The sequence below is a fragment of the Bradyrhizobium pachyrhizi genome, assembly GCF_029714545.1.
GTDB lineage: Bacteria > Pseudomonadota > Alphaproteobacteria > Rhizobiales > Xanthobacteraceae > Bradyrhizobium > Bradyrhizobium pachyrhizi.
Map to the genome: position 1 here is coordinate 888,259 of NZ_CP121667.1, position 23,092 is coordinate 911,350.

17 protein-coding genes are annotated in these 23,092 nt (G+C 62.6%); 7 read left to right on the top strand and 10 right to left on the bottom strand.

Annotated elements, in window-relative coordinates:
* Nucleotides 1-122 precede the first annotated feature (122 nt).
* Complete coding sequence (locus tag QA639_RS04015) at nucleotides 123-2,666, bottom strand: glycogen/starch/alpha-glucan phosphorylase (protein ID WP_198400158.1); 2,544 nt, start codon at nucleotides 2,664-2,666, stop codon at nucleotides 123-125.
* 267 nt (nucleotides 2,667-2,933) lie between these two features.
* Here QA639_RS04015 and QA639_RS04020 point away from each other — a divergent pair, with 267 nt between their 5' ends.
* Complete coding sequence (locus QA639_RS04020) at nucleotides 2,934-3,167, top strand: hypothetical protein (protein WP_157343719.1); 234 nt, start codon at nucleotides 2,934-2,936, stop codon at nucleotides 3,165-3,167.
* Nucleotides 3,168-3,439: 272 nt separating this feature from the next.
* Here QA639_RS04020 and QA639_RS04025 read toward each other — a convergent pair whose 3' ends face one another.
* Entirely contained in the window at nucleotides 3,440-3,709 is a 270-nt protein-coding gene (locus QA639_RS04025) for a GIY-YIG nuclease family protein (protein ID WP_283089219.1), read from the bottom strand.
* Between the two features lie 217 nt (nucleotides 3,710-3,926).
* On the opposite strand from QA639_RS04025, the gene QA639_RS04030 reads away from it, so the two are divergent.
* The gene (locus tag QA639_RS04030; RefSeq protein ID WP_283089220.1) at nucleotides 3,927-4,358 is read left to right on the top strand and encodes a hypothetical protein; all 432 of its coding nucleotides are present in this window, start codon (nucleotides 3,927-3,929) and stop codon (nucleotides 4,356-4,358) included.
* 130 nt (nucleotides 4,359-4,488) lie between these two features.
* Here QA639_RS04030 and QA639_RS04035 read toward each other — a convergent pair whose 3' ends face one another.
* Together QA639_RS04035 and pyrE are read right to left on the bottom strand one after the other, a co-directional pair.
* Complete coding sequence (locus QA639_RS04035; RefSeq protein WP_157343723.1) at nucleotides 4,489-5,286, bottom strand: DUF2865 domain-containing protein; 798 nt, start codon at nucleotides 5,284-5,286, stop codon at nucleotides 4,489-4,491.
* A gap of 200 nt (nucleotides 5,287-5,486) precedes the next feature.
* Nucleotides 5,487-6,050 (bottom strand): orotate phosphoribosyltransferase, encoded by a 564-nt coding sequence (pyrE, locus tag QA639_RS04040; protein ID WP_028333809.1) that lies wholly within the window; start codon nucleotides 6,048-6,050, stop codon nucleotides 5,487-5,489.
* Nucleotides 6,051-6,264: 214 nt separating this feature from the next.
* On the opposite strand from pyrE, the gene QA639_RS04045 reads away from it, so the two are divergent.
* The 4 genes from QA639_RS04045 to QA639_RS04060 all read left to right on the top strand — a co-directional run bounded on the left by QA639_RS04045 (nucleotide 6,265) and on the right by QA639_RS04060 (nucleotide 11,247).
* Entirely contained in the window at nucleotides 6,265-6,891 is a 627-nt protein-coding gene (locus QA639_RS04045) for a glutathione S-transferase family protein (protein WP_283089221.1), read from the top strand.
* Between the two features lie 268 nt (nucleotides 6,892-7,159).
* The gene (locus tag QA639_RS04050; RefSeq protein ID WP_283089222.1) at nucleotides 7,160-7,960 is read left to right on the top strand and encodes a DUF2971 domain-containing protein; all 801 of its coding nucleotides are present in this window, start codon (nucleotides 7,160-7,162) and stop codon (nucleotides 7,958-7,960) included.
* A 317-nt stretch (nucleotides 7,961-8,277) separates the two neighbouring features.
* A complete protein-coding gene (locus QA639_RS04055; protein WP_283089223.1) occupies nucleotides 8,278-10,002 on the top strand; it encodes a retron Ec67 family RNA-directed DNA polymerase/endonuclease in 1,725 nt (574 codons plus the stop codon).
* Between the two features lie 54 nt (nucleotides 10,003-10,056).
* On the top strand, nucleotides 10,057-11,247 hold the full coding sequence (locus tag QA639_RS04060; protein WP_283089224.1) for a Shedu immune nuclease family protein: 1,191 nt from the start codon (nucleotides 10,057-10,059) through the stop codon (nucleotides 11,245-11,247).
* Between the two features lie 449 nt (nucleotides 11,248-11,696).
* Here the strand turns inward: QA639_RS04060 and QA639_RS04065 are convergent, their stop codons facing one another.
* The 6 genes from QA639_RS04065 to QA639_RS04090 all read right to left on the bottom strand — a co-directional run bounded on the left by QA639_RS04065 (nucleotide 11,697) and on the right by QA639_RS04090 (nucleotide 21,483).
* Nucleotides 11,697-12,332: a LysE family translocator gene (locus QA639_RS04065; protein ID WP_028333807.1), complete on the bottom strand. Its 636-nt coding sequence runs from the start codon at nucleotides 12,330-12,332 to the stop codon at nucleotides 11,697-11,699.
* Between the two features lie 380 nt (nucleotides 12,333-12,712).
* Nucleotides 12,713-15,751, bottom strand: a complete 3,039-nt coding sequence (polA, locus tag QA639_RS04070; RefSeq protein WP_283089225.1) for a DNA polymerase I — start codon at nucleotides 15,749-15,751, stop codon at nucleotides 12,713-12,715.
* A 222-nt stretch (nucleotides 15,752-15,973) separates the two neighbouring features.
* On the bottom strand, nucleotides 15,974-16,711 hold the full coding sequence (locus tag QA639_RS04075; protein WP_028333805.1) for a response regulator: 738 nt from the start codon (nucleotides 16,709-16,711) through the stop codon (nucleotides 15,974-15,976).
* A complete protein-coding gene (locus tag QA639_RS04080) occupies nucleotides 16,708-18,456 on the bottom strand; it encodes an ATP-binding response regulator (RefSeq protein ID WP_028333804.1) in 1,749 nt (582 codons plus the stop codon). Before QA639_RS04080 ends, QA639_RS04075 begins: the two co-directional genes overlap by 4 nt.
* On the bottom strand, nucleotides 18,426-20,492 hold the full coding sequence (locus tag QA639_RS04085; protein WP_283090543.1) for a sensor histidine kinase: 2,067 nt from the start codon (nucleotides 20,490-20,492) through the stop codon (nucleotides 18,426-18,428). Before QA639_RS04085 ends, QA639_RS04080 begins: the two co-directional genes overlap by 31 nt.
* A 34-nt stretch (nucleotides 20,493-20,526) precedes the next feature.
* A complete protein-coding gene (locus QA639_RS04090) occupies nucleotides 20,527-21,483 on the bottom strand; it encodes a TRAP transporter substrate-binding protein (RefSeq protein WP_050383198.1) in 957 nt (318 codons plus the stop codon).
* Between the two features lie 216 nt (nucleotides 21,484-21,699).
* Between QA639_RS04090 and ugpB the strand changes: the two genes are divergently transcribed.
* Nucleotides 21,700-23,031 carry a sn-glycerol-3-phosphate ABC transporter substrate-binding protein UgpB gene (gene ugpB / locus QA639_RS04095; protein WP_038377396.1) on the top strand — a complete coding sequence of 444 codons (1,332 nt, stop codon included), beginning with the start codon at nucleotides 21,700-21,702 and terminating at the stop codon, nucleotides 23,029-23,031.
* The last annotated feature ends 61 nt before the right edge of the window (nucleotides 23,032-23,092 follow it).

A 23,092-nucleotide genomic window follows, 5' to 3' on the forward strand; every position in this document is an offset into this window, starting at 1 on the left:
GCTTCGGTCATCGCCAAGCGGACTGACGGGCAATGACGAGCAATGACGTTCGTCATGCAATATCGCGAGCAATTGTGCGAAATTCAATGACGTCGGGCGTAATCGATTTCCGCGTCCCGGGATTATCCCTTCGCCTCGCGCTGGTTGCCGAGCTGTGGCGAGGCCCCCGGATGCACCGGCACGTGCCAGATGTCCTCGGCATATTCGCGGATGGTGCGGTCGGAGGAGAACCAGGCCATGCGCGCGACGTTGAGGATCGAGGCGCGGGTCCAGGCCGGCGCCACCATCCAGCGGGCGTCGATGCCGCGCTGCGCGTCGTAATAGGAATCGAAATCGGCCGAGACCATGTAATGATCGAGATAGCGCAGCGCGTGCCCGATCGAGGCAAAGCGCGCGGCATCGCCGGGCGAGAACTCGCCGCTCTCGATGGCGCGGATCGCGCGCTCGAGCCGCGGCGACTTGCGGATCACGTCGCTGGCGTCGAGCCCCTGCTTGCGGCGGACCATGACGTCGCCGGCCTCGAGGCCGAAGATCGCGATGTTCTCGGGTCCCACCGCATCGCGAATCTCGATATTGGCGCCGTCGAGCGTGCCGATCGTCAGCGCGCCGTTCAGCGCGAGCTTCATGTTGCCGGTGCCGGAGGCTTCCATGCCGGCGGTTGAGATCTGCTCGGACAGATCGGCGGCTGGAATGATCACCTCGGCGAGGCTGACATTGTAGTCGGCGAGGAAGGCGACCTTCAGTCTGCCGCCGAGCGAGGCGTCATTGTTGACGATCTCGGCGACGTCGTTGATCAGCTTGATGATCAGCTTGGCGTAGCGGTAGCTCGCCGCCGCCTTGCCCGCGAAGATCTTTACCCGCGGCACCCAGTTCGCCCCTGGATTGTCCTTCATCGCGTGGTAGAGCGCGATGGTCTCCAGGATGTTGAGCAGCTGCCGCTTGTATTCGTGGATGCGCTTGATCTGCACGTCGAACAGCGCCGATGGGTCGAGCTTGATGTGGTTGCGTTCGTTGACCAGCCGGGCCAGCGCCAGCTTGTTGTGATGCTTGACGTCGCGGAAGCGCTTCTGGAATTCGAGGTCGCTCGAATGGGCCTCGAGCCGCTCGAGCAGCGAGAAGTCGTCGAGCACGGCCTCGCCGCAGGTTTCGCGCAGCAGCGCGGTCAGCCGCGGGTTGGCCAGCATCAGCCAGCGGCGGAAGGTGATGCCGTTGGTCTTGTTGGTGATGCGCGACGGATAGAGATGATGCAGGTCGTGGAACACGGTCTCCTTCATCAGGTCGGAATGCATCGCGGAGACGCCGTTGATGCGGTGCGAGCCGACGAAGGCGAGCTGGCCCATCCGCACGCGGCGGCCGCTGCGCTCGTCGATCAGCGAGACCGAGGCGCGGTATTCGATGTCGCCGGGGAAGCGCTCCTCGGCAAGCGCGAGATGGGCCACGTTGATGCGGTAGATGATCTCGAGATGCCGCGGCAGCAGCCGTTCGAACAATTCGACCGGCCAGGTCTCGAGCGCCTCGGGCAGCAGCGTATGGTTGGTGTAGGACAGGGTCGCGACCGTGATTTTCCAGGCCTCGTCCCAGCGGAAGTTGTGCAGGTCGACCAGGATGCGCATCAGTTCGGTGACCGCAAGGCTCGGATGGGTATCGTTGAGCTGCACGGCCGCCTTCTGCGCAAGGTTGCGCAGGCCGCCGTCGGAGGCGAGATGCCGCTTCACGAGATCCTGCAGCGAGGCCGAGACGAAGAAATATTCCTGGCGCAGCCGGAGCTCGCGGCCCGCCGCGCTCTCGTCGTTCGGATAGAGGAATTTGCAGATCGCTTCCGCGCGCGCCTGTTCGGCGCTGGCCGAGACGTAGTCGCCGGTATTGAAGACGTCGAGCTGGAGCGGATCGGGTGCATGCGCCGACCACAGGCGAAGCGCGTTGACGTGCTGGCCGCGCCAGCCGACGATCGGCGTGTCGTAGGCCATGGCCTCGACGGTTTCCGCCGGATGCCAGGTGGCGCGGTCGCGGCCGCGCTCGTCGACATGCTCGACGTGGCCGCCGAAGTGAACGTTGTAGACCACCTCCGGCCGCTGGAATTCCCAGGGATTGCCGAAGGCGAGCCATTCGTCGGGATATTCCTGCTGCCAGCCATGGTTCATGATCTGGCGGAACAGGCCGAAATCGTAGCGGATGCCGTAGCCGGTCGCGGGGATCGCCAGCGTCGCCATGCTCTCCATGAAGCAGGCCGCAAGCCGGCCGAGGCCGCCATTGCCGAGCGCCGCATCCGGCTCGCATTTGCGCAGGTCCGACAGATCGACGCCGAGGTCGCCGAGTGCCGCCTCGAACAGCGGCAGCAGTCCCATATTGTTGAGCGCGTCGGTGAACAGGCGGCCGATCAGGAACTCGAGCGAGAGATAATAGACGCGCTTGGCGCCGGCGTCGTAGGTCTGCTTCTCGGCCGTCAGCCAGTGGTGCACGATGCGGTCGCGCAGCGCCAGCGCCGCGGCCTTGTACCAGTCCCGTCTGGTCGCAACGGTGGCGTCCTTGCCGATTGCAAGCCGGAGCTTGGCGAGGATCGCGCTCTTGATCTCGGTCAGCGCCAGCTCGTCGATCGGCTGGTTCAATGCCGGGTAGTTTGTCTGTTCCTGCAACGCGCCCAATCCCTGCCGTTCGAACCGGAACATGACGCGATGGCCCGCATCATGACCTCATCTCATTGGTCGAGCATGGTTCCCCCGGAAATCCCGGTTCCGCGGCCTTCCGATCACGCTCCAGCGCAATGATACCCGCCTTGCATGGCAATCGAAACCGTCAGGGACGGTGCCATACACAGCGCTGCCGTGATTTTATGCAAGGACCGGGCCGCTTCGGGAACCTTCCGGACCAGCGGTCATGGGTGCTACGATGGCGCTGCAGAAGCCGGGCTTTGGCAATTGACCGGAGGATGCGTGATGAGACTCTTGATCGAGATCGCGGCCGCGGCGTTGCTCGTGGTGTGCATCACGGCGACCAGCGCAGCCGATGCAGCGGGCAAACCGGGCCGCAGCGCCGACGGCCTGAGTTGCGGCTTCAGCGTGGCGCAGAATGCATCGCCCGCCGCGCGCTGTGCCGCCATCAAGCGGCAATGCGGCGGCAGGTTCTACGCAAATGCCTGCGGCGACAAGCTGCTCTCGGCAGCGAATTGAGCGGCCACGCAACGCGCTTTCACGCTCAATCCGAAACACCGTGGTGATACGGATTTTCAAGCCTTAACGGAGCCTTTACAAACACAGCTGTCGCTCGTGGGGCGGGCACGTTTTTCAGCTCCGACGCATTTCATTCCGAAGCCATTTTCAACGGGCCGCTGACCTGGTCAGCGGCCCGAATTGCTTTGCGGGCAGCATATGCGTCACCGAGCGATGATGCTCGCTCGCCACATCGTCGTCCTGGCGAAAGCCAGGACCCATTACCCCAATCGTCAGATGAGGCCCGACAGGTCGTTCCAGTCCGGATTTTCTGCTTCGATCAGCTTGATCTTCCAATCGCGCTTCCAGAATTTCAGCTGCTTCTCGCGGGCGATCGCTTCCTGCGGCGTGGCGAATTCCTCGACATGGACGAGGCGGAAGACCTGGTATTTGTAGACAAACTTGGAGCCTCGGCCTGACCGATGTAGCTCAAGCCGGGTGCGAATGTCGTTAGTGACGCCAATGTAGAGCGTTCCGTGATGGCGGCTCGCCAGAATGTACATAGTAGCTGCCGGCTGTGCTCATTCGTGGCCAGGGCTCGCGATACGTTGGTCTATTGGGGTAATGGGTCCTGGCTTTCGCCAGGACGACGCCCAAAGGGCGATCTGCAAACCAATCAGAACGAATTAAGAACACTTTAGCAAGTCTTTGATATATCATTGTGATTCGGCGGCTGCGCCGACACAATATCTATGGTCTTTCAGTCTCTGCGAGGACTACATGTCCACCATCGCCTTCGATCAATTCGCCCTGACCCGGATTGCCGATTTCGCGCGGTCGCTGTCGCGGCTGCACCAGGCCTCGCGCCGCCAGCCGATCGACGACGACCAGCTCGATCGCGAGTTCAACGCGGTCTGCATGTCGATCTGGGGCTACACCACGGACGATTTCAGCGACGAGCTGTTCTCGGACGAGGATCACGCCTGGCTCGACTCGCTCGATGAAGCGCATGCGCGGATCTTCGCCGGCGAGCAGGGTTATGATCTCGTCGACGATCACGGCATGCTTACGGACTGGTGGGGCTATTGCTGGATGATCCTCGCCGAGAAGCGCGGCATCCTCAATCCGGAGAACCGCGCGGCCGCGCGGGCCGCGATCGAGGAGAAATACCTGGCCGCGCCGAATGTGATCGGCGTGATCGTGGCGCGGTAGCAATTTGTTACGTCGTCATTCCGGGGCGCCTCGAAGAGGCGAGCCCGGAATCTCGAGATTCCCCGATGCGCAATTGCGCATCTGAGGTCTGGTGCTTACGCACCATCCCGGAATGGCGGGCTGACGCCCGTCAGTTCGCTTCGGCCCGCTTCGCGGGCTTTGCGGCGTTGCCCGTCGGCGCAACGGACGACGGCGCCGACGGCGCGACATCGCTTCTGGTTTCCGGCAGCGGCGCGTCGCCCGCGATCTCGGCGCTGACGGGGGCGACCTTCATTTCGCCGAGCCGCGCGCGGACCGCCGAAGTCAGTCCGGGATAGGAGGCAACCGGCGTGAAGTCGAACGACTGCTCGTTGCCGACACGAATGCCGGTGTAGGCGACGAGGCCGTCGGTGGTCGCGATCACGTCGCCGGCGCGCAGGGAGGCATCGAGCGCGAGGTCGACCGGCGCGAGCCCCGCCGGGTCGCGGCCGTTGCAGGTGCAGTCGGCGCGCAACGCCTTGCGATAGGCGAAGGCGTTCTCGCTGTCGGCGTAGCGTTCGCCGGCGGTCGATGCGGCGCTGTCGATATGGCTGCCGTAATAGACCTTGGTCGCGCTCGCCGGACAGAACGCCTGGCAAAGCTGCGCCGGGGTGGCGTTGCCGCGCATCGTCAGCGGAAAATATTTGCCGTCGCAGCTGCGCACGCAATACGCCGGTCCGGAACCGGCCACGCGCGGCGCGGAGATGGGCGCGGAGGGCTGCCGCTCAGCCTGCTGGTTGAGGCCGAACGGATCGGCGAAGAAATTGGCCTGCGGCGGCGCCTGCCGGCTCTGCTGCTTCTGGGAACCGCCGAAGAAGAAGTCGAACAGCCCTTCGGCCGAGACAGGCGCGGGCACCACCAGGACGGAACCCGCAAAGGCTGCGGCGGCCAGCATCACGCGGCGCCGCATGCGCCGATCACTCAACTCTGTACGCAACGCCCAACTCCACCCGACGCGCCACGCCGCGGCGACAAGCTGCCCCGGCGGATTCACAGTAGTGCGCGATGGTAAACGAGCGATTGATTTGAAGTGACGGCGTCACAGGAAGGCGAGGTCGCGCGAACCCCTTCACCTCGCCCCGCTTGCGGGGAGAGGGAGAGGAAACAGTCTCAGCCCTTCAGGAACTCGCCAGCCTTGTACAGCGCGCGGAACGGCAAGCCGGCTTCGGCGAACGTCTCGGTCGCGCCTTCCTCGCGGTCGACCATGGTGAAGACCAGGGCGATCTCGCCGCCGGCCTCGCGCACGGCTTCCACCGCCTTCAGCGCCGAGCCGCCTGTCGTGGTGACGTCCTCGACGATCACGATCCGCTTGCCCGCAAGGCTCTCGCCCTTGGCCAGTCCTTCGACGGACAGCTTCGCGCCGTGCTCCTTCGGCTTCTTGCGCACGAAGAACGCCGCGATCGGGTGGCCCTTCAGCCAGGACAGTTGCGCGATGGCGCCGGCGAGCGGCACCGCGCCCATCTCGAGCCCGCCGACGAAATCGAGCTTGTCGTCCTTCAGCGCTTCATAGGTGAGCTCGGCGAGCAGCGCCGCGCCCTCGGGATCGAGCATCGTCGGCTTCAGGTTGAAATAGAAGTCGCTCTTGCGGCCCGACGCCAGCGTGATCTCGCCGCGGCCGAACGAACGCTTGCGGATGATCTCGGCGAGGCGGGCGCGGGAGGCTGATTTGGACAAAGACTTTTTCCCTTGAGGGTTTGAGGCGGGCGGCAATCTATCCACGCTTACCGGCACATTCCAGCGTGGAAATCGAGCCGTCAACAGTGCCCAAGCCGCGATTTCCGCGGGCGTGCTTTCCGGAAAGCGCGGTTGTGCGGCCGTTCCGTTCCCCGTAAGCAGTCGCCAAACACTCGGCCAAACACTTGCCCAAACACTTGCACGGGAAGCGGAAATGACCATCGAGCTGCACACCTGGAACACCCCCAACGGCCGCAAGATCTCCGTGGCGCTGGAGGAAATGGGGCTGCCCTACAAGGTGATCCCGGTGAACATCAGCAAGGGCGAACAGATGGCGCCCGCCTTCCTTGCGATCAGCCCGAACAACAAGATCCCGGCGATCGTTGATCCGGATGGGCCTGGCGGCAAGCCGGTCAGCGTTTTCGAGTCCGGCGCGATCCTGCTCTATCTCGGCGAGAAGACCGGCAAGTTCCTGCCGAAGCCGCTGGCGGAGCGGATCCCGGTCTATGAGTGGCTGATGTGGCAGATGGGCGGCTTCGGCCCGATGCCGGGCCAGGTGCACCATTTCATCGCGCTGGAGAACGAGCAGGACCGCGCCTACGGCCTGAAGCGCTACATGGCCGAGACGCGGCGGCTCTACGGCGTGCTGGACCGCCGGCTCGATGGCCGCGATTTCGTCGCCGGCGATCTCTCGGTTGCCGATTTCGCCATCCTCGGCTGGGCCTGGCGCCATCCGCGCCACAAGGTCGATCTGGCCGACTTCCCCAACGTCAAGCGCTGGTACGAGACGCTGATGGCCCGCCCGGCGACGAAGCGGGGGATGGAGGCGAAGCTGGATTGAGGGGCACTGAATCGTAGGATGGGTAGAGCGAAGCGAAACCCATCAGCTCAACGCACGGCAAGAAGTCGATGGGTTTCGCTGCGCTCCACCCATCCTGCAGTTCAATCCGCCAGCACCAGCTCTTCCCCTGCAACGCAGAAGTTTTGAATATCGACGAGCTTCCTTTAGTCGCGCTGGTAATCGGCGCGAGTACCAGACACTTGTCGCACTTGGGAATTGGTTGGCCTGCCGCGTAGCTTCATGCGGCAGAGTTCAGGAGAAAAAATCAATGCCACTCAACAACGATCTGCGGCGGTTGTGGCGCGACAGAGGATTCACAGGGAAGGAGGGAAGCGCTGCTGTTTGTATGCCTCCACCTCCTAATTCTAGCCGCGTTTATTATCTTACATCGGCAGAATACGCGATCAGCAACATTGTGTTCAGTCGTCTGAAGGTTGCCCGCTTTTCTGAACTTAATGACCCTTTCGAATTACTATCGCCGCGCACCGCGCAGACGCATTCGAACGCCGAAATCCGACAGTTTCGCGCGAACTATAACGTTGATAACGGCGTACTATGCTTCAGCTCTGATTGGATTGATCCAGTACTTTGGAGCCATTATGGCGCGCGGCACACGGGAATTTGCCTCGGCTTTATCGTGCCGGATGCAATACTTAGGAATGTGCAATATCGAACCGATCGAGTCGTGATCGATACCTCGGTAAATCGGTCTGGCATCAACGCAGCACTCGCCGACACGATCCTGCGCACAAAATTCGAAAGCTGGCGGTACGAAAAGGAGCGACGAATGCTGGTGCCACTCTCGACCGCGACGGAAGAGGGAAGGCTTTATTTCGCGTCATTCGACGAAGAGCTTAACTTGTCCGAGGTAATCCTTGGCCCGTTATGCAACATGAGCGTCGCAAATGTTCGCGATATTGTTTCCAAGTTCTACAATGATGTAACCGTCATCCAATCTCGCCTAGCCTGGAACTCGTTTCAAGTTGTGCCTATGGAGAGTACAGTCCCTCGCCTGCGCGCGCCTGTCGACCCAAATAAGCCTGCAAAGAAAAAGCGTTCGAAGCGATGAAAGTCATCTACTCCTGCTTGATCGAGGAGAATTCCTGGTTCTCGCCTAGGCGAGAACGTCCGACTCACCTAAGTTGCAGCAGCCGCTAGGCTCAACTTCCTGAGCGCTCAACCCAGCTCGATGCTATTGTTGATAACTAGCTGCAAGCCTTGCCCTAGAAAGAGTGGGCTGCTCAACTGCAACTAAGGCTTGCGGATAGATTTTGCTGTTGTGCTTCGCGACAGTTGATATGAATGCGCGTAGGAATGCGCGCTCCCTGCAGTTCGCTGCGACTATGCGTCCGATCTGGCGTACGAGTATCCGCAAGCCTTTTCCTCATGTCACAGCTGGCTAGACTCAGAGGCGTCAGAACACTCCCTCAACTGGCACGAGTTTTGGGAGTCCAACCAGCATCCTTGTCGTTCGTTTTGTACTGGCTCCCTGATCAGCAGAAGTACGAGCAGTTCACTATACCCAAGAAAGGAGGTGGCTGGCGACTAATCACGGCCCCCAAGCCCCGCCTCAAGATGATTCAGACAAAGTTGGCTGATTTTCTTTTGGACATTCACGTTGAGCTGGAACAGTCCCGCTCCCGAAGTCAGTGCCAGCTAGCACACGGCTTCAAGAGAGGCTTTTCGATCGTCACGAACGCCACAGCGCACCGAAACAAGCGGTTTGTGTTCAACGCCGACCTGAAAGACTTCTTTCCTTCAATCAACTTCGGCAGAGTTCGCGGCTTCTTCCAGTGGGATAATAACTTCTCACTCGATCCAAAGGTCGCGACCATAATCGCGCAGATCGCTTGCCGCGACAATCAGCTTCCTCAGGGAAGCCCGTGCTCGCCAGTGATATCAAACCTAATAGCTCATATCCTTGATATTCACCTCAACAGGTTGGCTCGGGCCGGTAGGTGCACATACACCCGCTACGTGGACGACATCACATTTTCAACGAATGAAAAGGAATTCCCATCCTCGATCGCGAGGCTGGTGCGTGGTTCGACAGACAAGTGGGTTCCAGGGGACGGTCTCGTCAAGCGCGTGTATTCATCCGGCTATTCGCTGAACTACGACAAGACACGAATGCAGCTACGGGACTCGCGTCAGGACACCACGGGTCTGATCGTCAACAAGAAAGTCAACGTTCGCAACGAATATTACAAGACAGCCCGCGCCAAGTGCGACCATTTGTTCAAAAACGGCTTCTGCTTCTCCGATAAAGATCGAAAGCCCATATCCGATGAAGCCTTGGACGGGACGATGGGTTTCATTCGGCAAGTTCGCGGACTCAAGACCAAAGATTGGCAGAGTGAGCAGAGCAGCTTCTTCAAGCTAAATCGTCAGTTCTTGGATTACAGGGCGTTCCATGGAATCACACGCCCCAAAATCATTTGCGAGGGAAAGACCGACAACATCTATCTTCGATGCGCATTCGAGAGACTAAAAAGCAGATTTCCGGCTTTTATCCATCCAGATCCCAGCGTGGGTCTCACGGTCGACCTTTTCAACTACACCGAAGCGTCCGCCACTTTTCAGGATTTGTCCGGCGGCACCAACGACTTATCCAAGTTCCTGTCGCACTATGCTTTAAGGGTGTCGCCCTTCAAGCTCGCGCCAGACCAACCCGTGATCATGATCGTCGACAACGACAAGGGATCAGCCGATCTATTTAGGAAATTGACCAAGATGCTGGGCAAGGTCGTCGGCGGGCTCGATCCATTCTACTACGTTTGCGCAAACCTCTATGTCGTGCCAGTCCCGAAGGCCATGCCAACTCTTGAGGCGGCCATCGAGGACCTGTTCGAACCGGCTCTCCTTGCCAGGGCTATCAAAGGCAGAAACTTCGATAGAACAGGGAAGGAGAAGGATCGCAGCAAGTGGTATTCCAAAGTCGAGTTCGCAACTGAGATTGTGAAACCCGAGCGAGCCACAATTAACTTCTCCGGTTTCGAACCGCTCCTGCAGGCCATATCAGATGCGTGCAAAGACTTTACCGGACATCGGGCTGTACCGCCCAAGACTTTGCCGGCGCTTCCGCGAGCACGGGTTCTCCGTAAACCATAGAGATTTCGCTCAACTTGTGGTATGGGACAGACTTCCAACTCGCGGTGAAGCGGCTTGTCTGACGACTATGACGAAAGGCGGATGTTCTTCGAAAGGCGCACTGATAAGACGATTATCAGCAAGCGCTTTCCCAGCGCTTCCTCGGGGCAGATGCTCCGCATCGCTACACACATTGTGCAGGGAGATCCCGGCCTCGCGTTCGCGCAGGTGAAGGACGAGGTTGTCCTTCGGCAGACCCCGTCTGGACGATACGAAATAAAGGCGACCTTTGTCGAGGACGACAGGTCGGTAAGAACGCTGACGATTCAGAAGTACAGCAAGCGAACCGGCCCGATTGAAAAGCAGTCCTTCTCATTTGTCGGATCGGAAATCGCCACGCTCTTGAATTTCGTGGCAGGCCTGAAGACGGTGCCATTCGATGATGGATCGAAGGTGCATCTTCCCGATGACGTATTGCGCGACATCATTCTTGATCAAGGGCAGGCTCGACGCATCTTCACCAAAAATGCGGAGGTATTCTTGCAACTTGCTCAGCAGGAAGACCTGACACGTGACTTGGTGGCCATCGGATACAGACGCAAACAGCTTCGTTACTTCGAGAGACTGCTAAGAGATCGGGAGTTCTTTGCTGCCGAGCAAGATCGGCTCGCTTGCAAGCCTGAGGCTTTGTGGCAGCAGTTTTTCGAGGCCAACACCTGGATATTTGGGTACGGACTGTCCTACCAGTTCGCTTCGAAACTCGACGAAGGCAAGCTTGAGCGAATTGTGAGGGGACGAGACTTAACCGGACCTGGCAAGCGAGCGGACGCACTGATGAAAACGCGCGGCATCGTGAGCTCCCTTTGCTTTGTTGAGATCAAGCGGCACGATACGCCGTTGCTTGGACCGAGCCAGTACCGCTCAGGAGCATGGCCACCTTCATCCGAACTGGTGGGTGGCGTGGCTCAGACCCAGACGACAGTTCATGCAGCTGTGGAGGCAATCGGTCACAAGTTATCGCTCGAAGACGAGTTGGGCGATCCAACGGGAGAAATTCTTTTCAGCATCGAGCCGCGATCTTGCCTCGTTGTTGGCAGTCTCGATGAGTTCAAGACCGAGAACGGCGTGAACACCTCCAAATTTCGTTCGTTTGAGCTTTATCGCAAGAATACTTGGCGACCGGAGATACTGACTTTTGACGAATTGTTGCAGCGCGCTCGCTTTATCGTCGAACACGAGCCGGCGGATAACGAAGCTGATGGCTAGTCGGCGTCTGATTGTGGAACGGGTTTGCACCGTGATCCATTCGCTCGTTGTTTCGAGCGCTGCGCCGATTTTGACCGCGTGGTCCGCTCATTGCTTCCCCGTCGTCAGCGACCAGTGTCCAATCTGCCTTCGCGTATTTCGCGGCAGTCGTGGTAGTTGTTGGACTAGTGGCGCCCCCAATTAGTGCCACACAAAGACAGATCGTTGGATCGAAAACGTCAATAAAATCAATTTGAAGCGGGGTTGCCGCCTAAGTTCGGAGTTGCCTGTCTGGCCATCGCACAGTCATCTTTCTCTCTCGTCATTCCGGGGCTCGCCGTAGGCGAGAACCCGGAATCCATTCATCCACAGGTTATGCGGCCGGGTTCGCGCTTCGCACGCCCCGGAATGGCGATGGAAAGCCCAACGATGGATAGAGCAAAGCGAACCCCATTCTACGCGGCGCCCCGCTAGGCCCGCCGCGCCTCGAGCGCCATCTTCATCGCCAGCCCCGCGAGCACCGTGCCCATCAGCCAGCGCTGCACCAAGAGCCAGGTCGGACGGGTGCCGAGGAACACCGCGATCGAACCGGCGGCGAGGGCGATCATCGCGTTGACGCTGACGCTGATCACGATCTGGATCGAGCCGAGCGCCAGCGACTGCGTCAGCACGCTGCCGCCGGCGGGATCGATGAACTGCGGCAGCAGCGCCAGATAGAGCATCGCGATCTTCGGGTTCAGCAGATTGGTGACGAAGCCCATCGCGAACAATTTGCGCGGGCCGTCGACCTTCAGCGCCTTGACCTGGAACGGCGAGCGGCCGCCGGGCCTCACGGCCTGCCACGCCAGCCAGAGCAGATAGCCCGCGCCGGCAAAGCGCAGCGCGTCATAGGCGTAGGGAATCGCAAACAGCAGCGCCGTGATGCCGAACGCCGCGCACAGCATGTAGAACACGAAGCCGAGCGCCACGCCGCCGAGCGAGACGATGCCGGCCGCCGGCCCCTGCGTGATCGAGCGCGAGATCAGATAGATCATGTTCGGCCCCGGCGTCAGCACCATGCCGAGGCAGATGAGCGCAAAGCCGAGCAAAGCGGATGTGTGGGGCATGACGGGTCTCGCGAGGGATGCGCAGACTTCTAGCGTGTCGTCCGCCGCGCGGCCATCCTGGAATTGCTCTCGGAGCAATGTGGCGGCGAAGCCGCTGCGCTCCCTCGCCCCGCTCTTGCGGGGTCGAGACGAGCGAAGCTCGCTCTTAAAGCATGATCCGGAAAAGTGCGAAGCGGTTTTCCGAAAAGATCATGCTCAAACAAAGAGCTAAGGCGCGATGACGATTCAACCTAATCTCATCGCGCTTTAGAGGGTTGGGGTGAGGGGCTGTATCCGCAATGACGGTGAGGGCGGATTTTGCGGCAGCCCCTCAGCCGGATCGCATTACGCTTCGCTCCATACGATCCGACCTCTCCCCGCAAGCGGGGCGAGGTTAGAAATCAATGCGCCTCGTCCCAGTTGTTGGCGGCGCGAGCGTCGACCTGCAGCGGCAGCGACAGGATCACCGCCGGGAACGGTGCGTCCTGCATCACCTTCTGCACCACCGGCAGCGTCGCCGCGACCTCGTCGTCGGGCACCTCGAAGATCAGTTCGTCGTGCACCTGCAGCAGCATCTGCGCCGAGAGCTTCTTCCCGGTCAGCGCGTCCTCGACGCGGATCATGGCGCGGCGGATGATGTCGGCCGCGGTGCCCTGCAGGCGCGCATTGATCGCGGCGCGTTCGTTGAAGGCGCGCACCGAGGCGTTGGAGGCCTTGATGTCGGGGTAGTAGCACTTGCGGCCGAACAGCGTCGTCACATAGCCGTTGCGGCGGCAGAAATCCTTGGTCTCGTCCATATAGGCGCGGATGCCCGGGAAGCGCTCGAAGTATTTCTTGATGTAGGCCGAGGCCTCCTCGCGCGCGATGCCGAGCTGGTTGGCGAGGCCGAACGCCGAGATGCCGTAGATGATGCCGAAGTTGATCGCCTTGGCGCGGCGGCGCACCTCGCTCGGCATGTCCTTGATCGGCACGCCGAACATTTCGGAAGCGGTCATGGCGTGAATGTCGAGCCCGTCGCGGAACGCCTGGCGCAGCACCGGCACATCGGCGATCTCGGCAAGCAGCCGCAACTCGATCTGCGAGTAGTCGGCCGACACCAGCTTGTGGCCGGGTGTCGCGATGAAGGCGCGGCGGATCTTGCGGCCGTCCTCGGTACGAACAGGGATGTTCTGCAGGTTCGGCTCGTTCGACGACAGCCGGCCCGTCGTGGTCGCGGCCAGCGCGTAGGTGGTATGGACGCGATGGGTCTGCGGATTGACGTAGGTCGGCAGCGCGTCGGTGTAGGTCGATTTCAGCTTCGAGACCTGGCGCCACTCCAGGATCTTCTTCGGGAATTCGTGGCCTTGCTCCGCGAGTTCATCGAGCACCTGCGCGGTGGTCGACCACGCGCCGGTCTTGGTCTTGCTGCCGCCGGGCAATCCCATCTTGCCGAAGATGATGTCGCCGATCTGCTTCGGGCTGCCGACATTGACCGGCTCGCCGGCGATCTCCTGGATCTCGGCCTCGACGCGCGCCGCGGTCTGGGCGAAATCGCCCGACAGCCGCGACAGCACCTGGCGATCGATCGAGATGCCGCGCCGCTCCATCCGCGCGAGCACCGAGACCAGCGGCCGTTCCAGCGTCTCATACACCGTCGCCATCCGCTCGGCGACGAGGCGCGGCTTCAGCACCCGCCACAGCCGCAGGATCACGTCGGCGCTTTCGGCCGCATATTCGCTGGCCTTGTCGATCGTGACCTGATCGAAGGTCAGCTTGCCCTTGCCGCTGCCGACGAGGCCGCCGTAATTGACGACGGCGTGGCCGAACCAGCGCTCGGCGAGTGCCTCCAGCGCATGTGAGCCGCGGCCGGCATCGAGCGCGTAGCTCATGAGCTGCGCATCGTCGATGTTGCGCAGGGTAATTCCGTGCTGTGCCAGCATCACCGAGGTGAACTTGACGTCGAAGCCGACCTTCTGGATTCCAACGGACTCCAGCAGCGGCCTCAGCGCCGCCAATGCCTCGGCCGTCTTGATCTGGCCGGGTGCGAGGCCGGCATCGAACAGGCCCGCGCCGCCGCCGGCCTGCCTGTGGCTGAGCGGGACGTAACACGCATCGTTCGGCGCCAGCGCCAGCGCAAGGCCTGCGAGCTCGCCCTGCATCGGGTCGATCGATTCCGACATCGCCTCGATCGCGACATAGCCGGTGTCGGGCACGCGGGCGATGAAGGCGTTGAGCTGGTCGAGACTGCCGATCGCCTGATACGCCTTGCGGTCGAAGCCGGTCTTGCGGATCGCCTCGCCGCGGGCCTCGGCCAGCGCTGCCGGCGTGCCCTTGCGGTTCGAATTCTTGTCGTCGCGCGCGCCGCTCGGCTTGGCTTTCGGCAGCGGGGCCGCAGTCGATGTCGGAGCGTCTCCGGGTGCCGGCGTCACATCCGACGGCGGCAACGGAGAGAACACGCTCGCGCCGCTCTTGTTGCCGGGATCGGCATCGACATTGGCCGGGTCGATCTGCGCGTAGTCGGCGACGCGGCGGGTGAGGGTGGTGAACTCCATCGCCTTGAGGAAGGCGATCAGCCGGCGCGAGTCGGGCTCGTTCACGGCGAGGTCGTCGAGCGGCACTTCGAGGTCGACCTTGTCGTCGAGCAGCACGAGCTGGCGCGAGATCCGCGCCTTCTCGGCGTTCTCGAGCAGCGCCTCGCGCCGCTTCGGCTGCTTGATCTCGCCGGCGCGGAACAGCAGCTGATCGAGATCGCCATATTCGATGATCAGCTGCGCGGCGGTCTTGATGCCGATGCCGGGCACGCCGGGCACGTTGTCGGTAGAGTCGCCGGCCAGTGCCTGCACCTCGACCACCTTCTCCGGCGGCACGCCGAATTTCTCGATCACCTCGTCGCGGCCGATGCGGCGATCCTTCATCGTGTCGTACATCACGACCTTGTCGTTGACGAGCTGCATCAGATCCTTGTCCGATGACACGATCGTCGTGGTCGCGCCGCGCTCGCTGGCGAGCCGCGCATAGGTCGCGATCAGATCGTCGGCCTCGAAGCCGACCTGCTCGAGGCAGGGCAATTCGAAGGCCCGTACCGCCTCGCGGATCAGCGCGAATTGCGGAATCAAATCGTCGGGCGCCGGCGGCCGGTGCGCCTTGTAGTCGGGATAGAGCTTGTTGCGGAACGTAATCTCCGACTTGTCGAACACGATCGCCAGATGCGTCGGCCGGTTGTCCTCGGGCATGTCGCGCAACAGCTTCCACAGCATGTTGCAGAAGCCGAGCACGGCGTTGACCTGCAGCCCGTCGGATTTGCGGTTCAGCGGCGGCAGCGCGTGGTAGGCGCGGAAGATGTAGGACGAGCCGTCGACCAGGAAGACATGGTCGCCCTTCGCCGTGGCCCTGGCGGCAACGGGCTTGGGGGCGGTCTTCGATGCGGGCTTGGCGGGGGCTTTGGAGGCTGTTTTCGGCATGGCCGAAACTTAGGGATTTTTGCGCGGATTGACAGCCTTTGTGTCGCTGAATCCGCCCGTGCCACACAACGATTTGTCGTCCCGGCGAAAGCCAGGACCCATTACCTCAAATGATCGTTGTTTGAGCCTGCTGTGGGTCCAGCCTACCCAACCCGGGCAGTCGTGGTTATGGGTCCTGGCTTTCGCCAGGACGACATTGAGAGGCGGGCAGCTTTCGCAGCGCTACGCCTTGTCGCCGGTCGGCGAGAACAGATAGCCGCCGCCGCGGATGGTGCGGATCACGGACGGCTTGGTCGGGTCGAATTCAATCTTGCGGCGGATGCGCATGATGCGCAGGTCGACGGCGCGGTCGAAGGCTTCCGCGTCGCGCGCATTGGCGAGTTCCAGCAGCCGCTCGCGCGACAGGACCCGCTTCGGGTTGGCCGCGAACACCTTCAGCAGGCCGAATTCGGACGCCGTCAGCGGATGCTCGTTGCCCTCGTCGTCGCGCAGCGCCTGGGCCTCGAGATCGAGCCATTTGGTGCCGAACCGAACCAGCTGCTCCTTTTCGGCCTTCGCGCTCGCCGGTTCCGGCGCCGCCGCTTTCGCCGGCCCGCTCCGTCGCAGCACCGAGCGGATGCGCGCCATCAGCTCGCGCAATTCGCAGGGCTTGGCCACGTAGTCGTCGGCGCCGAGCTCCAGCCCGACCACCCGGTCGATCGGGCTGGCAGTAGCTGTCAGCATGATGACGGGGACGTTGATCTTGCTCTTGAGGTCGCGAATGATCGACAGCCCGTCTTCCTCGGGCATGTTGAGGTCCAGCACCACGAGATCGGGCGTGCAGCCCTCGATCTCCTTGCGCAGGCTCTTGCCGCCGTCGCACAGCGTCACGCCGAAGCCGTGCATCTTGAGGTAATCGCCGACCATTTCGCGGGCCGGCGCCTCATCGTCCACGATGAAGATATGCGGGTTCTGGCTCATGATGTCTCTGTCGCCGGCAGTGTAACCGTAAAGGTCGACCCCTGTCCGGGGCCCGGGCTCTGCGCGGTCACATGGCCGCCATGCATGTCGATGATGCGCTTGACGATGGAAAGGCCGAGCCCGGTCGAGCTTTCGCCCGCGGTCGGCTTGGCCGACAGCCGCTGGAACCGGCCGAACAGCCGGCCGAGATCCTCGGGGCTGAGGCCGGGACCCTGGTCGGCGATCCGGATCACGGTGTCGTCGCCCTCATGGCTGACCGTGACCGTGATCTTGCCGCCGATCGGCGAATACTTGATGGCGTTGCTGACGAGGTTGTCGATCGCCTCGCGAATCCGGTCGGCGTCGCACATCGTGACGAACTGCTGCGGCCCCGAGACCGAGATGCTCTGCTGCTTGTTGACGGCCGAGGGTAAATTGGCCTCGGTGACCTCGTTGACCAGGGCCGCGACGTCGACCGGCTCGCGGCGGATGGTGATGTCGAAGGCATCGGCCATCGCGTCCGAGATCAGATGGTCGACCATCGAGGTCAGCCGCTTGGTCGCGTCGCGGATGTGCTCGACCTGCGACGTGACGTTTTCCTTCGGCGAGCCGGCGCCAATCAGTTCGGTCAGCATCTCGGTGCGGCCGAGGATCACGCCGAGCGGATTCTTCAGATCGTGGGCGACGGTGCCGAGGATCTCGTTCTTGAAGCCGTTGGCGCGCTGCAGCCGCAGCCATTGCGCCGAGAGCCGCCGGTTGGCCTGCATCAGGGCGCGGGTGCGCTGCGCGACGCGGTCCTCGAGCTGGGTGTTGGCCTCGTGCAGCTGCTGGTAGAGGATCACATTGTCGAACGCGATCGACAGCCGGCTCGAGAAGATCTCGACCAGCGCACGGTCGGTGTCGGAGAGCTGGCGCTCGGCCTGCAGCAGCACCACAACCTCGCGGCCGCTGCCGGTGCGCGAATAGAGCACGCTGCGGTGGTCGGCGAACTCGTTCTTGCGGCGCTGGAATGCTTCCTCCACCATGTGCCGCAGGTCCGGATCGAGCGCCTTTGACGAGGTGGTGCCGATGAAGCGGCTGTAGCAGCCCGAGCAGGCCAGCACCGAGAAATCGGCCGCGGCCGAATTGCCGTCGTCGCGCAGCACCAGAATGCCGGCGCAGTCGACGTTGAGCAGCGAGGCGAGCTGGGTCAGCACGCCCTCGGCCAGCCGCTGCATCGACTTGAAATCGTACAGCGTCGAGGCCGCGTCGATGATGATCTCGAGCCCGCGCCGTGTCTGCACCATGCGCTCGAGCTGCTGGTAGCTGCGCAGCGCGGCAGTCAGCGACGTGAACAGCTTGTCGGCGGTGAGCTCGGTCTTCGCCTTGTAGTCGTTGATGTCGTATTGCACGATGACGCGCCGCTCCGGCGCCTGGCCGGGCTGGCCGGTGCGCAGGATGATGCGCACGGTCTCGTTCTTGATCTCGTTGCGGATGAACTCGACGAGCTCGAGGCCGGCGACGTCGGTCTCCATGATGACGTCGAGCAGCACGGCAGCGATGTCGGGGTTGTCCCGCATCAGCGTGCGGCCTTCGGCCGCAGAGTAGGCGGAGAGGATCTCTAGCGTCGAACCGTTCAGGTTGTAGTCGCTCAGCGCGAAGCGGGTGCCTTCATGGACGGCGTGATCGTCGTCGATGACGGCGACCTTCCATTTCCGGGCCGACGAGTCCTCCGGGGGACTCTCGGTATCGTCGATCAGTTGGAGGACATCGTCCTGTTCGGCCATTGACTGCTTCCGTCGGCTGCTGCGTCAGCGATCGTGGGCTCGCCTTTGGCAGCCCCCTTGGCGATCCTGGGCATGATAATGCGAAAAGTGGTGCCTTGTCCTACCCTTGACTCCAGCATCATGCGTCCACCGAGCTGCTGGGTGACGAGGTTATAGACGATGTGGAGGCCAAGGCCTGTACCACCTTCGTTGCGGCGCGTCGTAAAGAACGGGTCGAACGCCTGCCGCTGCACGTCCGGCGTCATGCCAGCCCCGTCGTCTGCGAAGATGATCTCCACATCGTCGGCGCCGCGCCCGCGCGCCGAGATGGTGATGGTGCCGGAGCGGCCATCGGCAAAGGCATGATTGACGGCGTTGAGGAAAAGATTGGTTAAGATCTGCCCATAGGCGCCGGGATAGCCGTCGATCAAGAGCCCCTCGGGCACATCGACCGACAGCGCGATCGCGGCCTTCTTCAGCACCGGCCGCAGGCTCGCCACGATCTGGTCGGTGGATTCGCTCAAGGCGAACTGGCGGCGCTCGGCATGCGAGCGATCGACGGCGACCTGCTTGAACGACTGGATCAGCTCGCCGGCGCGCGTCAGGTTCGAGACCAGTTGCTGCGATGCGTCACGCGAGGCGCGCACGAACTCGTCGAGCTTGGAGCGGCGCAGCGGCTCGGTCTTCAAATCGTTCTCGAACATCTCGCTGCGGCGGGCGAAGCTCGAGGCCACCGTCAGGCTGATGCCGATCGGGTTGTTGACCTCGTGGGCGACGCCGGCAACGAGGCCGCCAAGCGCCGCGAGGCGTTCGGCATCGATCAGGTTCTGCTGTGCGGTATTGAGCTCGAGCAGCGCGCTTTCGGCCTCCTCCTTGGCGGTACGCAGCTCGTCCTCGGTCTTGCGCTTGGCGATCGCGTTTTCGCGGAACACTTCGACCGCACGCGCCATGGCGCCGACCTCGTCCTTGGCCGACGTGCCCTGCACCGGCCGGTCGAGGTCCCCCGAGGTGATGGTGCGCATCGCGGCCATGATCTGCGCCAGCGGCAGCCGGATCGACAGCGCGATCATGACGCCGGCCGACATGATGACGCCGAGGAAGATCACGGCAATCGACAGCACCCGGCGCGAGATCGAGGTCAGCGTCTTGTCGAACGTCTCCTGCGCCTTCTGCTCGCGCTGGCGCATCTTCACCGAGAGATCGTCGATCGCGCCGATCGCATCCGCCTGGCTGGCGTCGATCGAGTTGCGCAGCAGATCGGTGCGGTTGGTGAGCTGCTCGCTGAGCTTGCCGAGCCCGTCGCGCAGCTCGGCGGTCTTGACCTTGAGCCGCGCCAGCGCCATGCGCTGCAGATCGTTTTCGGCCAGATCGGTCATGACGGGAATCGTCCGCTCGATCGTATCGATGTTGCGGCGGGCTTCCTCGGCCGACGAGGAGGCAAGCGAGAGATAGTAGGCGTTGGCGGCGACCAGCAGCGAGGTGAACGCTTCGCGCGACTTGCCGAGCGCGGGCCAGATCAGCGCATCGCGATGGCCGGTCGCGCCCTCGATGATCGAATAGAGCCCGGCCATGTCCTTGGTCGGCGACAGCACCTGCTCGTCATAGGTCTTGGCGATCCTGGTCTGCACGGTGCGCAGTTCGCCGAAGCCGTCGAGGAAACGGCTGGTGACGCGCTCCAGCTCCTCGACCGAGCCTGACAGCATCGGGTCGGTCGAGGCCCGGTTGGTCAGCGTGCCGAGCACGGCCTCGCGGAGCAGCAGGATTTCCGCGAACAGATCCGGGCTCGGCTGGTTGATGTAGCGATGGATCAGGTTCTGCAGACGGCTGGTCTCGCTTTCGAGCTTGGCCAGGATCTTGTCGGATTCCCGCACCTGGCGGACATCCTCCCAGGCCGAGCCGAGCACCTTCGAGCCATTCCAGATCAGCACCGCCAGCACGATCACGACCGCGGAGTTGAGCAGGGCGATCGAAAGGATGCGCCAGCGGATCGGGACCGCACGCAGCAACTGGACGATGCGGAAACGGCCCTGCGGCCCGAAGGCCGCCCGCCGTTGCACAGTCCCGTCCTGCTCTGGTGCGTCCAAGATCCGGTTACTCCATGTTGCGGATGCGCTCGATCAGCGCTGATATCGCAGGATCGCGCTCGGCCTCGGCGTAGATGCCGGCCATTGCAGCTTCGAACGGCTTGCGGTCGATGTCGGTCACGATCTTGACGCCGGCCAGCTCCGCCTGCTGGCGCGAGCGCTCCTCGAGCTCGCGCCACCTCTCGCGCATGTAGGCGCTGGAGCGTTGCGCGGCCTCGCGGAAGATCGTTTGCTCCTCCGGCGAGAGGCTGGCCCAGGCCTTTTGCGACATCAGCAGCACGTCCGGACTGAAAGTGTGCCGGGTCAGCGTGTAGTAGCCGGCATATTTGTAGTGACCGGTGGTGACGAAGGACGCCCAGTTGTTCTCGGCGCCGTCGATCAGCCCGGTGGCGAATCCGGTCAGCACCTGGCCGTAGGGCATCTGGACCGGCTGGGCGCCGAGCGCGCGCACCATGTCCGACATCCGTTCGGATTGCTGCACGCGCACCCGCAGTCCCTTGAGGTCGTCGAGCGAACGCACCGGGCGCACGCTGTTATAGATCGAGCGGGCGCCGGAATCGTAGAAGGCCAGCCCGACGAAGCCGTGATCCCCGAGACTGTTCAGGATCTCGCTGCCGATCGGTCCATCCAGCACGGTTTGCAGGTGTTCGGGCGATCGAAACAGGAACGGCATTGCCAGCACGTTGACCGACGGCACCATTGTCCCGATCAGCGCGACATTGGTCCGGTTCAAATCGATGGCGCCGGCCCGGGTCTGCTCCAGCGTCTCCTTCTCCTCACCGAGCTGGCGGGAATGGAAGACCACGATGCGGTGCCGGCCGGCGGTGCGTTCAGCGATCAGGCGGTCCATGTAATTCAGCGCCTGGACGGTCGGATAGTCCTCATTCTGGGTATCGGCGGTCCGGAATTCGCGCGCAAAAGCGCTCGCCGGGACCGCTGCCCATGACAGCGCGACGGCAAGCATCGTTATCCGCGAAAGGCCGGCGCGGCGGTACACAGGCTACTATTCCCCTTGTGATTTGTGTCCAGGGCGGGAAGAAAAGGTTCAACGCATTTTTAGCAGAATGGCGCTGGTTCGCCATCGGCCAAACGTTAAATCCGCGGTGCAACCTGCGGTGTCGGTTGAATCTGCGGTTGTAGCGCCTTATGAGGGCGTGTTGGCATCCGGGAACGGCTCGTCGTGAAGTTCGCTTTGAAGCTCGCCTTTAAGCTCCTGCACCTCGTCATCGCGGCTCTTCTGCTTGTGTCGCCGGCGCGAGCGGCCACCGAGATCATGTGGTGGCACGCGATGTCGGGCGAGCTCGGCAAGCAGCTCGAGAAGCTCGCCGCCGATTTCAACGCCTCGCAATCCGACTACCGGATCGTGCCCGCCTACAAGGGCAACTACACCGAGACCGTCACCGCGGCGATCTTCGCCTTCCGATCGCGCAGCCAGCCGGCGATCGTTCAGGTCAACGAGATCGCGACCGCAACCATGATGGCGGCCCGCGGCGCGATCTATCCGGTGTTCGAGCTGATGCGCGATCAATCCGAGGCGTTCGCGCCGTCGGCCTATCTGCCCGCGGTGGCCGGCTATTATGCCGATGTCGACGGCAACATGCTGTCGTTCCCCTTCAATGCCTCGACGCCGATCCTCTACTACAACAAGGATATGTTCCGCTCCGCCGGGCTCGATCCGAGCGTGCCGCCGAGGACCTGGCCGGAGCTCGGCGTCGTGGCCAAGCGGCTGCGCGCGGCGGGCGCGATGTGCGGCGTGACCACGTCATGGCCGTCCTGGATCAATGTCGAGAACTTCTCCGCCTTCCACAACCTGCCGATCGCAACCAAGGCCAACGGGTTTTCCGGGCTCGACGCCCAGCTGATCTTCAACAATCCGCTGGTGGTGCGCCACATCGCGCAGCTCGCGCAGTGGCAGGCCGACAAGACCTTCGACTACAGCGGCCGCGGGCAGGCGGCCGAGCCGCGCTTCCAGAAAGGCGAGTGCGGCATCTTCATCGGCTCGTCGGGCACGCGCGCCGACATCAAGGCCAATTCCAAATTCGAGGTCGGCTACGGCATGATGCCGTACGAACCCGACGTGCAGGGCGCGCCGCAGAACTCGATCATCGGCGGCGCGACGCTGTGGGTGCTGCGCGACCGGCCGCGCGCCGAATATGCCGGCGTGGCGAAGTTCTTCGCCTATCTGTCGCGGCCGGAGGTGCAGGCCACCTGGCATCAGAACACGGGCTACCTGCCGATCACCCGCGCCGCATTCGATCTGACCCGCGCGCAGGGTTTCTACGATCGCAATCCCGGCGCCTCGATCTCGATCGAGGAGGTGACGCTGAAGCCGCCGACCGATAACTCCAAGGGCATCCGGCTCGGCTCGTTCGTCCTGATCCGCGACGTGATCGAGGAGGAGCTCGAGCAGGTGTTCGCCGGCAAGCGATCGGCGCAGGCCGCGATGGACAATGCCGTCGAGCGCGGCAACCGCCTCTTGCGCCAGTTCGAGCGTGCCAATCCGGACCGGTGAGGGAATGCGTTGTCTTACCTCCCCTTGAAAAGGGGAGGTCGCTTTGCTCGCCAGAGCAAAG